Origin of the sequence: Saccharothrix sp. ALI-22-I (assembly GCF_001984175.1) — a bacterium.
Taxonomy (GTDB): domain Bacteria; phylum Actinomycetota; class Actinomycetes; order Mycobacteriales; family Pseudonocardiaceae; genus Actinosynnema.
Genome location: NZ_MTQP01000063.1, coordinates 104685 through 118401 on the forward strand (window position 1 = coordinate 104685; position 13717 = coordinate 118401).

Genomic DNA, 13717 nt, shown 5'->3' on the forward strand with positions numbered 1-13717 from the left:
GTCACGGAGACGCGAACCCGGCCGATCCCGACACGCCCGCCGTCGCGACCACCAGGCCCGCCTCCACCACCATCCACACCCCGCACACGCAGCGCACGTAGTCCACCGAGCGGTGGGACGAGACCGGATAGACGTGCTCGGCGCTGGGCCACCCGCAACAAGGGCATCTGGTGTTCACGCCACCAGCGTGATGTCATGGTTCAGTGCATTTCAACCCTTACGGCGGCGCGGCCGCGGAACTGGCCGCCGCGCTGGTCAACGCCGACCCCGACAGCAGCGCCGACACCCTGCTCGACCTGCTGCGCGAGCACGACTACCGCCCCGTCACCACCCTCGACGCCGACGAGGCCCGGCAACTCACCGACTGGGCCGCCCGCCTGTCCCCCGTCTTCGACCGCACCCCCGACCAGATCGCCCTGGTCAACGACCTGCTCGCCGAAGCCGCCGCCAAGCCCTACATCTCCACCCACGACGGCCGCGCCCCCCACCTGCACTTCGCATCCGAACACCTGCCCACACCGCACCGGCTCCGCGCGTTCACCGCCGCCGGCCTCGCCCACGCCGTCTGCGAGGACCCCTCACGCCTCGGCCGCTGCGACCGATCCGGCTGCGACACCGTCTACATCGACACCTCCCGCAACGGCCGCCGCCGCTACTGCACCACCCGCTGCGCCAACCGCGTCCACGTAGCCGACCACCGCACCCGCACCGCCTGACCCGCACCGCACCGGCTCTCCACCCGAACGCCCGCGTCCGCGAAGCCGGGCCGGAACCCACCCGCCGGCTGCGTCGCCCGAAGCCTTCCGAGGACCGCTTCACGCGCCGGGTATCAGGGGTCGCCGACTGGTGAGGTCGCGTATTCATCTGTCGCGTGTTCGTCGTGAAAGTCGCTGTGATTGATCGCCGGGGTGTAGGGACGTCGCCTTGTCGTGCCGACGGCAACCACCGCGCAGGCTAGGCCGTGTGCTGACGGTGACGCAGGCTGTTGATCAGCGCGGCCAGGGTGTCGGCGTCCTCGCAGCCCACGGTGAACCTGCTGCCGTCGGCGAACACCAGCCGCACGGCCGAGCCCGGCGCGGGCGTCATCACGGTGCCGTAGCCGTAAAGCACCCCGGCCGCCAGCCAGTCGCCGGCGTCCAGGGGGGAACTGGTGGCGTGCTCGACGGTGGTCAGGGGGAACTCGCGCCGGAACGGTCCGGTGGCCACCCGCACCGCGTGCTCGTCCACCACCAGCCGGTACCGGCTGACCGCCAGCGTCATCGCCGCGGTGAGCGCCACGACCAGACCGACCGGCGCGTACCCGGCGCCCAGCGACAGTCCGAACACCACCGCCATGACCACCCCGATCAGTGCCTGCCCGGCGGCGGCCCACACCAGCGGACGCAGCACGCGGTGCTCGCTCCACAGCACCCGCTCACCCTTGGCCAGCGGGAACCGGACCGCGTCCGCGGGCGGCACACCGGCCACGGGCAACCCGGAGGAACGCCGCCCGGCCAGTGCGAAGGCGAACGCGCCGACCACCAGCACCGCCACCGGCAGCCCGACCGTGAACAGCGCCGACGGCGTCCGCACTTCCTCGGGACTGCGCGCGTCCAGGGCCGAGGCCAGGACGAGGAGCAGCGCACCGCACAACGCGGTGACCAGCACCGCCACCACCAGTTGCGTCACGGTGCGCGCCCAGTGCACAGCCGGGGCGGGCAGCAGCCGGGCCAGGAAGAACACCACCACCCCCAGCAGCCACAGCCCGGTGATCACGGTCAGTCCGACGGTGATCAGGGGTTCGGTGGCCAGCGTGCTGAGCACCGGCCTGCCGCCCCCACCCTTGTTGGGAATCCGTTCCGGCAGCCTGCCCGCCCAGCCCGACACCACCACGGCGGTGACGCCCAGCACGGCACCGGGTAAGAGGACGAGGCCGGTCAGCCACCGCAGGACCTGGTTCATGCGAACGCCTCCCTGATCAGGGCGACGACCTCGTCGGCGCCCATGCCGATTCGCCGGGCCGTCGCGGCGACCTCCCGCACCGCGTCGGCCAGCCGTGCCCGCTCATCCGGTGCGGCCGAGATGACCACCGCGCCACGTCCTCGCCGCAACTCGATCAGCCCTTCGTCCCGCAGTGCCGCGTAGGCCCGCAGCACGGTGTGCATGTTCACCCCGAGCGAGGACGCGAGTTCCCGAGCGGGCGGCAACCGCTCACCCGGGCTCAGGGTCGCGCTGATGAGGGCGTTCCGGACGCAGGCGGCGATCTGGTCTCCCAGCGGGGTGCTGCTGCTGGAGTCAACCCGGAAGAGCATGTTCTAATTCTTATAGAACAATCCGGATCGGTCAACGGGTTCAGGCAGACGGACGCGTCTCGTGACCCGGAGCTGCCCAGGATCCCCCGAGGTGCCGGTCGCGGTGGCCTTCGCCGGCGGCACCGCCGCGACCGACCTGCTCAAGGCAGTGCCGCCGCGCTTGGCCATCTACCGCATGTCCTATTCAGACTCCGAACGGATCCGCCACCCGCGCAGGAACCGGACCGGCTCCTCAGCGCCGTCGGCCTCGACCGCCGGTGCCGCCCGCTCAGCGGCGCGGCGGGCGTCGTCGGGCCGGCCGGCGGCCGCGAAGGTCTGTTCCAGGTCGCGCCACGCCTGGGCTTCGCCGCGCCGATCCCCGATCTCCGCGCAGATGTCTGCGACGGCGGTGAACGCGGTGACGGCCTCGTCGAACCGGCGCAGCCGGCGGAACAACGCGCCCAGATCGGTCCACGCCTGGCACTCGCTGTGCCGGTCGCCGATCTCCCGAAAAACGTCACGGACGGCCGAGAGCACGTTGATCGTCTCGTTCCACCAGCCCATCGCGTGCAAGGCCACCGCCAGGTTGCCCTGCGCCATTCCCTCGCTGCGCCGATCGCCGAGCTCCCGGAAGATCTCGCTGGCCTCGCAGTGGGCGCCGACGGCGTCCGAGAACCGGCCCAGGTGCTGCCACGCGATCCCCAGGTTGCTCCATGCCGCCCCCTCGCCGCGCCGGTCACCGAGTTCCTGGAAGATCCCGACCGCGTTGCCGTGCTCGTGCGCGGCCGACAGGGAATCCCCCATGCCCTGCAGCGCCAACCCCAGGCTGTCGCACACCCGCGCTTCGGTAGCCATGTCGTCCAACAACACCCGGCCGGCCAGCCGGGCGGTGGTGAGATTGGAGACGGCGTCCTCGAACCGTCGGGCCTCCACCAGGGCCGCCCCCAGGTTCTCCATCGCCCGTATCGTCCCGGGCACGTCGGCCAGTCGGCGTACGGCCCGGTCGGCGATCTGCGCGACGGCGACCCAGTCGGCCACCTGTCGCCGCCAGGACAGGAAGCGCGCCAGGCCGGAAGCCAGGTCCACAGCGAGCCGGTCCCGGCCGGTGTCGGCGGCCACCGCCACCGCGGCGACCAGCGGCGCCTGTTCGCCGTCCAGCCAGGCCAGCCCCTCCTCCCACCCGGCGAACGGGCCGTCCGTCGGCGCCGGCACGGGTGCCCGCACCGTCGCCATCCAGTTCAGCGCGGCGCGCGTCGTGGCCAGGTAGTAGCCGAGCACGCGGTCGGTCGCGGCGGCCAGGTCGGCCTCGGTGACCGCCAGGTCCTGGACGGCGTGCCGAGTGACGTCGAGGCGCAGCAGGTCGTGAAACGCCCAGCGCCGGGGGCCGCCCGACAACAGGTGCGCGCGGGTCAGCACCCGCAACCGCACCCGGGCCGCCGCCTCGGACGCCCCCAGCACCGCCGCCGCCGCGGGCAGACCGATGTCCGGGCCGGGCCCGGTGGTCAGCAGACACAGCAACCGAGCCGCCTGCGGGTCCCGGGCGCGCAACCGCTGCCAGGACGTCAGGAACGCGGCGTGGACGCCGCCGGCGCCATCGTCCAGCACGTCCAGCCGGGTGCGGGCATCGGCCAGGTCGGCGGCGAGTTCGCCGATGGCCAGGTCCGGTTCCTCGGCCAGAACGCCGGCGGCGATCACCACCGCCAGCGGCAGCCACCCGCACCACCGCAGCACCTCCGCCACCGCGGCGGTCTCGGCACCTGGCCGGGGGTCTGCGGGCAGCCCGCGGACCCGGGCACGCTGGTCCAGCGTGGCCCGCAACAACTCCGCCGCCTCCGGCGGTGCGAGCACGCCCACTTCCACCCGGTCGACGCCGGGCAGCCGCAGGGTGTCCCGGGTGGTGATCACCACCCGGTGGGTACGCGCGGCCATCGGGGTGGGCAGCAAGTCCTGGACCTGGGCGAGGTCGGCGGCGTTGTCCAGCACCACCAGCACCCGCCGGCCCTGGGCGGCCAGCGCGTCGAGGTGCTGGTGGTAGGCGGTCGGCTGTTGCGCGGCGTCGGCCGGGATCTCCTCGGGCGGCACACCCAGCGCCCGCAGCACGGGGGCGAACACCTGCCCGGGGCGCATCCGGTTCGCCAGGACGAGGTCGTAGCCGCGCAGGTCCACGAACACCGCGCCGCCCGGGAACCAGCCCCGGCTCACCGCTTCCGCCGCAGCCCGCCGGGCCAGGGCGGTCTTGCCGATCCCACCCATGCCCTGCACCGCGCACACGACCACCGGGCCGCAAGCCTCACCGTCGGCAGGTGCCAGGGCCGCGGCCAACCGTTCGATCTGCGGCGCCCGCCCCACGAAGACCTCGATGCCGGGCTCGGCGTGGATCGTGGTCACCACGGCGCTGCTTGCCGGGGTCGAGGCCGTGAGGTGGACGTGCTGGGTGTTGTGGTCGCCGATTTGGATGCCCTGCCCGTACCGGGCGTCGACCGCCGGACGCCCCGGCTCGTCGGCGGGCACGGTCACCGCCCGGGTCGGGGGCCGGGATTGAGCGTCATCGAGTTGTGCTCGCCGATCTGCACGCCCTGCGCCTCGCGGGCATCGACGGTGTACTTGCCGGCCGGGCCGAGTCGGTCGAGTACGTCGCGGGCGGCAATGACCAGGCCGTCGTCCGGGGTGGTGCTCGCCCCGTCCAGCGCCCGGAGCAACTGCTCCCGGACCCGTTGCTCCCGGTCCAGCGCGGAGTCGTCGTGAGCGGCATCGTGGAGTTCCTTGGCCACGGCGGGCCCGGAACGCCGGCGCAACCCGCCGACCGGACCGGCATAGGCGTCCTTCACCGCCAACGACGCGGTGTCCTTCACCCCGGCCGCCGCGCCCGCGGTCAGCCCGGCGACCACCACGTCCAGCACGTCCCCCACCATCGCGCCTCCCTCCGCTCCGACCAGTTACCCAGTGTGCCCGCTGAACCACGCGTCGACCAGGCAGGGTCGACCGACGGCCCCGAGGCGCATGCTGTGCCAGGAGCGGGTCGCATCGATGAAACTCCAGCGGGTCCCGGTCCGGGACCGTCGCCGCGTGCGCGGGCGCATCCAGCCGCTGCCCGTCCGCACCCGACCGGCCGCCGTCAGTGCATGACGCGGCGGCCGAACCGGGCGTGGCCGAACTCCGCCGCCTCACCGATCAACGCCGACCCCACATCCGTGCGGCCCCGGAACCAGGCGTGCCGGAACCACGCGTCCTGGTGGAACACCACGTCACCGAACAACGCCCGCCCGCCGAACCGCACGTGCCGGAAATCCGCCCGACCCGACACCTCGGCCCGCCGCAGGTCCGCCCGACCCGACACCTTCGCCCGCGCGAACACCAACTGGTCCGCCACCTGCGCCGACCGCAACGACACGTTCCCGGTGAACACCGCCGCCCCGAACGACACCGACCGCGCGAACAACGCATCCGTGAACACCGCGTGCCGCAGGAACCGGGCGCCCGCGAAAGTCGCGTCACCCGTCACCGTCATCGCCTCGAACCGCGCGTCGCCCAGGAACACCGCGCCCATCAGGTCCACCCGGTTCACCCGGCACCCCGACAGATCGAGCTCCACCAGGATCGCGCCCGGCGCGACCAGATCCATCCCCGGCCAGAAGTCCTCACCCGGCCGCAGGTGCGCCACCAGCTCCCGCTGCACCGCCGTGCGCCACGGCGCGTCCAACCCCAGGCTCACCCCGCCCCGCAACGCCGCCAGCCACGTGTCCACCACCGCCTGCCGCCGCCGGGGCGCCTGCCGGCCGATCTCGGCCAACAGCAACAACCCCTCCTCCTCACCCGACCGGAACAACCGGTTGGCCTCCCGCCACACCGACACCGGCGCGGGCGCCGCCTCCGACCCCACCCGCCGCCGCGCGTGCTCGTCCAGCAACGTGTCCGAATGGGACGCGCGCACATGACGCACACCCACCCAGACGACGACCAACGCCACCGCCAACGGCACCAGCCACGAGGACATACCCCCGATCATGCCCGCACGCGTACGTCGACGGACGTAACTCCAGTCACCGCCTCCCGACCGACGCCGCGACACGAGCCCGAGCGGACCATCGCAGACATGGACACCCCGCAGAACCCCCCACCGATCCGCACCCCCCACACCGGCACCCCACAGATCGGCATTCCGCAGCCGAATCCCCCGCAGCGCGCCTCCGACACCGACCGCGACCACACCGCCGCCCGCCTGCGCGACGCCGTCGGCGAAGGCCGCCTCACCCTCGCCGAAGCCGACGAACGCATCGCCGCCGCCTACACCGCCGTCCACCGCCACGAACTCGTCGCGCTCACCGCCGACCTACCCGCCCCGCCACCACCGCCACCCTCCGCGCCCGCACGCCACCGACCGCCCCTGCTACCCGTGGTCCTGCTGCTGTTCACCGTCGCCTGGATCGCCTCACCCCTGCCGTTCCCGTGGCCGCTCCTGCTGATCGGACTGCTGGTCGCGCGCAACGTGCACCACCGCCGCCTCCACCGGCACCACCCGATCACCCCGAACCCGGCCGCCCACCCCTGACCCCACCACCGGCACCCCGCCAACGGATCACCCACCGCAGACCACCCACCGCGCCTCCGATCCGCTCCGCCTGCGGATCACGCTGCGCGCCACTGGATCACCCGACCCCGTCCTGCCCCGTCCTGCCCTAGAGTCCGGACATGGACCTGACCGACGCGTGCTTCGCGGGCGCCGCCCGACAGGCCGAGCTGCTGCGATCCGGCGCGCTCACCTCACGCGACCTCGTCGCCGAATGCCTGCGCCGCATCGACCGCCACGACCGCAGCCTCAACGCGTTCCGGGCCGTCTTCACCGACCGAGCCCTCGCCGAGGCCGACCACGCCGACGCCCGACGCGCCCGCGGCGAAGACGCGCCCCTGCTCGGCGTGCCCGTCGCGGTCAAGGAAGACCTCGCCATCGCCGGACTGCCCACCACCAAGGGCACCGCCGCCGTCGACACACCCGCACCCGCCGACTGCGAGATCGTCCGCCGCCTGCGCGACGCCGGAGCCGTCATCGTCGGCCGCACCCGCATGCCCGAACTCGGCCTGTGGCCCTACACCGAGTCCACCTGGGCCGGCGCCACCCGCAACCCCTGGTCACCCGAGCACTCACCGGGCGGGTCCAGCGGGGGATCGGCCGCCGCCGTCGCCGCCGGTCTCGTCGGCGCCGCCATCGGCACCGACGGCGCGGGCTCCATCCGCATCCCCTCGGCGTGCACGGGCCTGTTCGGCCTCAAACCCCAACGCGACCACGTCCCGCTCGACCCCGACCGCGACGTCTGGAACGGCCTGGTCGCCGCCGGACCCATCACCCGCCACGTCGCCGACGCCGCCCTGCTCCTCGACGTCCTCGCCCCCGGAACCGACCACACCGCCGCCATCACCAGCGCCCGGTCGCTGCGCATCGCGGTGTCCCTGCGCACCTGGGGCCCCGGCATCCCCGTCGACCCCGAGGTCCGCGACGCCGTCCTCGACACCGCCGGGCTGCTCGCCGACCTCGGCCACGGCGTCACCCGCCTCGACCCCGAGCTGCACGACCTCGCCGGACCCGCCTGGTTCGCCGTCCGCTACCTCACCTGCGCCGCCACCACCGAACAGGAACTCGACCGACCCGACCGGCTCGACGCCCGCACCCGCGCCGTCGCCGCCCTCGGCCACTCCCTGCCCGCGCCACTCGCGCGCGCCGCCCTCGCCCGGACCGCGAAACTCACCGAACACGCCAACCGGATCTTCGGCGAACACGACCTGCTGCTCACCCCCGTGCTCACCCGGCCGCCGCTGCGCATCGGCGAATGGAACCGCCGACCCACGATCGCCGCCCTGCTCGCCGCCGCCCGCATGACCACGTTCCTGCAACTGTGGAACGTCACCGGCAACCCCGCCGCCGCCGTCCCCGCCGGCCACACCCGCACCGGCCTCCCCCTGGCCGTGCAACTCGTCGGCCCCACCGCCGACGAACGCACCGTCCTCACCGCCGCCGCCCAACTCGAACGCGCCCGCCCCTGGGCCGACCGCCGCCCACCCATCTACACCTGACCCCGCGTGTCCTACGGTCAGAACACACTCCCCCGAACAGGTCCGACAACCGAACGCTCCTGACGCCGACGGATCAGGTGGGTGCAGTGCCCAGCTCCGGCCGGAGACACAGGCACGGCACCCCATCGACACCCGACGGCGACCGGGAACCGCCCGACGTGGGGCACGACCACACCACCCCACGTCGGGCACACCCACCAGCGCACACACCCGCCGGACGACACGACCGAACACTGAGCCGTCGACGTGGTGCAGGTTCACCCGCACCACGTTCGCCTCGATCCCCAGCACCGCCCGATGACAGGTAGGTGCGGGGTCGACGTCATGCGGAGCGGCGATCGCGCCGGTGACGGATGGCCGGCGGACGGGGCAGGTGTCGGAGCCACCGTGTGAAGCGCCGCTCCGGTTCCGGCTCCCGGTGCACCTCGTCGGCCAGCACGGCGTCGTCGACCAGGACCATGACCGATGTCGAGGGCGCGACGAACTCCGGGAGCGGCTGCGGTGCGTCCGGCGTCCGGTCCCCGATGCTGTCGTCGCGGACCTCCCGAGCCGGGGATGGCTCCCAGGCCAAGGCCGAGGGCGTCCGGCGGAGCTGCTCCCACTTGTCCAGCCACAAGCGCCGTTCGAGGGGGCGGGTCACCCCGCATCCGGTGAGGTAGGCGGCCAGGGTGGACCTCTTGGCCGGCAACCGGTCGCCGGTCCCGTGGCCGGTGGCGATGCGGTGGGCGCTGGACTTGGACAACCCGCCGCCGCTGCGCGCGGCGACGTCGGCGTAGGACAAACCGGCCGCCCGGTGCAGCTCGGCCAATGCCGCCACATACCCGGTCGAGGTCGTGGCGGCGATGGCGTTGTTCAACGGAGTGTCCGCGACGACGCCGCCGTCCAGCGAGCCCGCGTCGATCGCCGGCTTGACGAGGGGCCACGACGGGTCGGGGTTGTCCGTGGCGTAGGTGCCCAGGTCGTCGTAGACCTGCGTCGACCTGGGGTTGGGCAGTCGGGCTCGACGCCTGCTGCGGTGACGCCTGGCCAGCTCGTCGGCCTTGCCGCCGCTGTCCCGCTCCAGCGCCGCCCAGCGACGCTTCCACGCCGTGACCGCCTGCGGGGAGGTCTCCCCCGTCGCGGTGAGCACGGCTTGCACCGTCTGCCACTCCGGCAGCGTCGTGCCACCACGCAGGAAATGCCGGAACAGCGTCGCGGGACGCCCGGTCAGCCGGGACATCTCCTCGACCGTGAGGGGACGGCCCCTTCGGTTGCACAGCCGCAGCAGCTCGGCCCGGAAGTCCGCCACCGTGGTGACGGACTTCCGGAACCGGTGCTGCGGCGCCGATGATGTCGACACCGCGGTCACCGCTCGGCCTCAGCCCAGCGCCGCGCGACGCTCGGGTGCCCCGAGCAGGCTCGGGACCAGCCCGGTGGTCACCCACCCGGCCGCGCCCACGATGCCCAGCGCGGCGAACGGGTCGACCCCCACGTTCTGGAGCACGACCAGGATCACCACCACCAGCACCCACACCACGCCGTTGGTGCGCAACCGGACCGAACGCGGCGTACAGCCGCACGAACCGCCGGAGCCGACGGGCTCCGGCATGTAGACAGAACTCATGGAAGGGGGGAACCTCTCCGTGATTAGGCCGGATGAGCGAATGTCGGAACCGGAGAACCTCGGCGCCGCGGGCGTGCCTGCCCACGAACGTCGACGGGGCCACCGGAAACTCCGACAACAACATCCTTCCGGCGCAGTCGGTCCAATCCCCGCTCCACGTCGTCCCATTTCCGGCGACGGACAGTGTCGTGCGTCACGCACGGATCACTGCGGAGTAGACGTCAGCAAAGTGCGCCGGAGCCGGTTTTACCTGCTGAGCGCACCGAAAGACCGTCCCAAAACGGTGTTCCGACAGAGGCGGTACGCGAGTTTTCGGCATACTTTTCTCGTGTTGACGGCTCCTGTGTAGAGCCCTCAACGAACATGAGCAACTCTCCATTAGGCCGGATGAGCGCTCATCCGCGGTGAGTTCCCGTGCCTGGGAACTCACCGCACAAAACCACACAGACCGGCGACATCGACCACGTCGAGCACACCGTCACCATCCTGGCCGAAGTTGAGCCGCTGCGACCGACCGTCCAGGCCGCCCTGGACGCCGCGACGGCGACCGTGGACGCCAAGCCGCCGGTCGCCGTGCGCGAGGTGCTGGCCGAAGTGGTCACCGGTGCCGGATTGGCCGCGCCCGCCAGGCCGACGGCCCGCCGCGACACGCTGGTGTTCACCCTGGACGCCGCACCCGTGCCGGACTGGGTGAACACCGTCGCCTGGGCGAACGACCACGCCGACGCACCGCTACGCCTGACGATCACTTGCACCCGCACCGGACACCAGCCACGGGAACTACGCGAGGACGTCCACCCCGAACCCGGCCACCCACACCGCGCCAACTAGCCCGATTCCCCGTTACCTTTCGTGGTTCCTGATCAAGGAGCTGTGGTCGCCGGGTCCGGCATGACTTTGTCCCCCAGCGGACGCTGGGCGAGCACCGCGGCGGTCGGCGGCGATGGCGGCGGTTCGGAACACGCGACCTGGGCGTTCAGGCACCGCGAACCCCACGCCCTCGGCCCGCCTACGACTCCCTGGACGCCAGCTCGGCGCGCAGCCGCTGCAACCACTCCGGCACCGGCCCACCGGACACCGCACCCAACTCGGCGTCCACCACCTGCCGCAACACCTCGTCTGCCCCGTCACGCAACCGCGCCACCACGTCCTCGCGCACCGACGGCCACACGCCCGCCCCCGCCGCCGTCCCCCGCAGCCTCAGGTAGGTCTCCAACGCCGGGTGCGTCCGGAACGCCCGCCACCGCAACTCCACCGCCCGCTCCACCCACCCCGCGCGCAGGCACTCGTCCACACCCAGGTCCACCAACCGGGTCGCCGCGCCACGCCCACCCGTCGCCGCCAGACCGCGCCCCACCCACTCCAGTGCCTCCTCCAACCGGCCCGCGTCCCGCAGCACCGTCGCCACCTGGAGGTAGTGCCACCCCGACGACAGGTCCCTGGCCAGCACCAACACCTGCAGGTCCACGTCACCGGTGAACTCGGCCAACTCCTCCATCACCCGCAGCAACGCCCACCGCTCCCGGTCGTAACGCCCGGTCTCACCGAACCCGATCACCGGCAGCCGTTCGAACCGCGCCACCACCTCCGCCCGGTAGAACGCCAACCCGTCCCGGCCCAACGACGACGCGTACGGCGCCAACCGCACCTCGGGCGGCTCGACGAACCCCGTCTGCAACCGCAGCAGCCACGTCGCCAGCTCCCGTCCGTCCGGCGGTTCGGCCAGGCACGCCACCGCGTGCAGGTCCAGCACCCGGTCCACCAACCCGGCCAACGCCGCCCGGTGCCCACCGGGCCCGGCCGCCACCAACACCTCGGCCAGTTCCTGCGCCACCACCCTCGCACCCGGACCGCTCCGCACCAGCGCCGACAGATCCGCCACGACCGACCCCAACTCGTCCCACCGCGCGGGCCACGGGACGTCGACACGGGCCAGCGCGGCCGCCGCACGACCGGGTAAAACGTCCATCACGACATCCAACCGCACACCGACCCACCCGCCGGCACCCCGCCCGGGCGCCCGTCACGCGCTCGACCACCGTGAACACGCCGAAGGGCGCCGGCGATCACGCCGACGCCCCCCGCACTGCGTTCAAGATCACTCGTGCAGCGAACGCGGCGGCTCCGTCTCCCCGGACTCCACCTCACGCGGCGCCGGACCCGACGCCAACGCACCCGAATCCAACGGGCTCGACGCCAACGGGCTGTGCTCCAGGGGACCGGGCACCTCCTTGCGCGCCACCGCCTCCGCCGCACGCACCGCCTCGGCCACCGCCGGGTCCGGCGCCGTGTCGAACCAGTCCGCCACCGACGGGTCGTCCTCCTCCGGCGCGGACGACGTCGGCGGCTCGTAGGCGGGCGGCTCGTAGCGGAACACCCCGTCCTCGCCCGGCGCGCCGAGCATCTTCGCGAACCCCTCCAACGCCTTGCCGTAGTCCGACGGCACCAGCCACACCTTGTTCGCGTCGCCCTGCGCCATCTGCGGCAACGTCTGCAGGTACTGGTAGGCCAACACCTCCGGCGTCGGCTTGCCCGCCTTGATCGCCGCGAACACCTTCTCGATCGCCTTCGCCTGACCCTGCGCCTGCAGGTAGCGGGCCGCCCGCTCGCCCTGCGCCCGCAGGATCCGCGACTGCCGCTCCGCCTCCGCCGCCAGGATCGCCGCCTGCTTGGCGCCCTCGGCCTGCAGGATCTGGCCCTGCTTCTGGCCCTCCGCGGTCTTGATCGCCGACTCCCGCTGGCCCTCGGCGTTGAGGATCATCGCGCGCTTCTCCCGGTCCGCGCGCATCTGCTTCTCCATCGAGTCCTGGATCGACGGCGGCGGGTCGATCGCCTTCAACTCCACCCGCGCCACCCGGATGCCCCACCGGCCCGTCGCCTCGTCCAGCACGCCGCGCAGCTGGTTGTTGATCTGGTCACGCGACGTGAGCGTCTCCTCCAGGCTCATCCCGCCCACCAGGTTGCGCAGCGTCGTGGTCGCCAACTGCTCCACACCAACGATGTAGTTGGAGATCTCGTACACCGCCGCCCGCGGATCGGTCACCTGGAAGTACACGACGGTGTCGATCGACACGGTCAGGTTGTCCTGGGTGATCACCGGCTGCGGCGGGAACGACACCACCTGCTCGCGCAGGTCGATCCGCGCCCGCACCCGGTCGAAGAACGGCACCAGGATGTTCAACCCCGGCGCGGCGGTGGTGCGGTAGCGGCCCAGCCGCTCGATCACCGCGGCCGTGGCCTGCGGGATCACCAGCACCGACTTCACCATGACTATCAGCACGAACAGCACCAGGACCGCGATGACGATCAGCGTGGTGGTCAACTCTCCAGCCTCCACTCAGGCCCCGGACAGCACCACTGCGGTCGCGCCCGAGATCTCGACAACAGTGACTTCGGCGCCGGGCTCGATCACCTCGCGGTCCAACGACCGCGCCGACCACACCTCGCCACCGATCCGCACCCTACCGCCGTGGCCGTCCACAGTGGACACGACGACCGCCGTGCTGCCCACCAGCGCCTCGACGCCCGACTTGTGCCCCGAACCCAACGCCATCCGGCGCCTGATCGCCGGGCGCGCGCCCACCACGAGCCCCAGCGACACGATCCCGAACACGATCGCGCTGACCACCACGTCCGCGCCCAACGCCGACGCACCCGCCGCGCCCACAGCGGCCAGACCCAGCATGACCAGCACGAAATCGCCCGAGAGGACCTCGGCCGCCACCAGGACGACACCGAGGATCAACCAGATCAGCGCGGCCACACGTCCATCCTCGCA

15 protein-coding genes are annotated in these 13717 nt (G+C 72.6%); 4 read left to right on the forward strand and 11 right to left on the reverse strand.

Going from position 1 to position 13717, the window contains the following annotated elements; all coding sequences use genetic code 11:
- Position 1 precedes the first annotated feature (1 nt).
- Positions 2-178: a hypothetical protein gene (locus ALI22I_RS51105; RefSeq protein WP_179118334.1), complete on the reverse strand. Its 177-nt coding sequence runs from the start codon at positions 176-178 to the stop codon at positions 2-4.
- A 25-nt stretch (positions 179-203) separates the two neighbouring features.
- On the opposite strand from ALI22I_RS51105, the gene ALI22I_RS23900 reads away from it, so the two are divergent.
- Entirely contained in the window at positions 204-716 is a 513-nt protein-coding gene (locus ALI22I_RS23900) for a CGNR zinc finger domain-containing protein (protein WP_077007780.1), read from the forward strand.
- A gap of 238 nt (positions 717-954) precedes the next feature.
- Here ALI22I_RS23900 and ALI22I_RS23905 read toward each other — a convergent pair whose 3' ends face one another.
- The 5 genes from ALI22I_RS23905 to ALI22I_RS23925 all read right to left on the reverse strand — a co-directional run bounded on the left by ALI22I_RS23905 (position 955) and on the right by ALI22I_RS23925 (position 6264).
- Complete coding sequence (locus tag ALI22I_RS23905) at positions 955-1941, reverse strand: hypothetical protein (protein ID WP_077007781.1); 987 nt, start codon at positions 1939-1941, stop codon at positions 955-957.
- Positions 1938-2291, reverse strand: coding sequence for a GntR family transcriptional regulator (locus tag ALI22I_RS23910; RefSeq protein ID WP_077007782.1), 354 nt, complete (start codon positions 2289-2291; stop codon positions 1938-1940). The genes ALI22I_RS23905 and ALI22I_RS23910 overlap by 4 nt, the downstream gene beginning before the upstream one ends.
- 180 nt (positions 2292-2471) lie before the next feature.
- Positions 2472-4787, reverse strand: coding sequence for a tetratricopeptide repeat protein (locus ALI22I_RS23915; protein ID WP_077007783.1), 2316 nt, complete (start codon positions 4785-4787; stop codon positions 2472-2474).
- Complete coding sequence (locus ALI22I_RS23920) at positions 4784-5182, reverse strand: RIP homotypic interaction motif-containing protein (RefSeq protein ID WP_077007784.1); 399 nt, start codon at positions 5180-5182, stop codon at positions 4784-4786. The genes ALI22I_RS23915 and ALI22I_RS23920 overlap by 4 nt, the downstream gene beginning before the upstream one ends.
- 203 nt (positions 5183-5385) lie before the next feature.
- Positions 5386-6264, reverse strand: a complete 879-nt coding sequence (locus ALI22I_RS23925) for a pentapeptide repeat-containing protein (protein WP_077007785.1) — start codon at positions 6262-6264, stop codon at positions 5386-5388.
- A gap of 99 nt (positions 6265-6363) precedes the next feature.
- On the opposite strand from ALI22I_RS23925, the gene ALI22I_RS23930 reads away from it, so the two are divergent.
- Both ALI22I_RS23930 and ALI22I_RS23935 read left to right on the forward strand, forming a co-directional pair.
- A complete protein-coding gene (locus ALI22I_RS23930) occupies positions 6364-6819 on the forward strand; it encodes a DUF1707 SHOCT-like domain-containing protein (RefSeq protein WP_083751966.1) in 456 nt (151 codons plus the stop codon).
- Positions 6820-6959: 140 nt separating this feature from the next.
- Positions 6960-8336 carry an amidase gene (locus ALI22I_RS23935; RefSeq protein WP_077007786.1) on the forward strand — a complete coding sequence of 459 codons (1377 nt, stop codon included), beginning with the start codon at positions 6960-6962 and terminating at the stop codon, positions 8334-8336.
- Between the two features lie 322 nt (positions 8337-8658).
- Here the strand turns inward: ALI22I_RS23935 and ALI22I_RS23940 are convergent, their stop codons facing one another.
- Both ALI22I_RS23940 and ALI22I_RS23945 read right to left on the reverse strand, forming a co-directional pair.
- Complete coding sequence (locus tag ALI22I_RS23940) at positions 8659-9675, reverse strand: helix-turn-helix domain-containing protein (protein WP_143532393.1); 1017 nt, start codon at positions 9673-9675, stop codon at positions 8659-8661.
- An 18-nt stretch (positions 9676-9693) separates the two neighbouring features.
- Complete coding sequence (locus ALI22I_RS23945; protein ID WP_143532394.1) at positions 9694-9939, reverse strand: hypothetical protein; 246 nt, start codon at positions 9937-9939, stop codon at positions 9694-9696.
- 414 nt (positions 9940-10353) lie between these two features.
- Here ALI22I_RS23945 and ALI22I_RS23950 point away from each other — a divergent pair, with 414 nt between their 5' ends.
- Positions 10354-10770: a hypothetical protein gene (locus ALI22I_RS23950; protein WP_077007789.1), complete on the forward strand. Its 417-nt coding sequence runs from the start codon at positions 10354-10356 to the stop codon at positions 10768-10770.
- 178 nt (positions 10771-10948) lie between these two features.
- Here the strand turns inward: ALI22I_RS23950 and ALI22I_RS23955 are convergent, their stop codons facing one another.
- The 3 genes from ALI22I_RS23955 to ALI22I_RS23965 all read right to left on the reverse strand — a co-directional run bounded on the left by ALI22I_RS23955 (position 10949) and on the right by ALI22I_RS23965 (position 13702).
- A complete protein-coding gene (locus tag ALI22I_RS23955; protein ID WP_077007790.1) occupies positions 10949-11908 on the reverse strand; it encodes a hypothetical protein in 960 nt (319 codons plus the stop codon).
- 129 nt (positions 11909-12037) lie between these two features.
- Complete coding sequence (locus tag ALI22I_RS23960) at positions 12038-13207, reverse strand: SPFH domain-containing protein (RefSeq protein ID WP_238598558.1); 1170 nt, start codon at positions 13205-13207, stop codon at positions 12038-12040.
- A gap of 69 nt (positions 13208-13276) precedes the next feature.
- Positions 13277-13702, reverse strand: a complete 426-nt coding sequence (locus ALI22I_RS23965; protein WP_077007791.1) for an NfeD family protein — start codon at positions 13700-13702, stop codon at positions 13277-13279.
- Between the last annotated feature and the right edge of the window lie 15 nt (positions 13703-13717).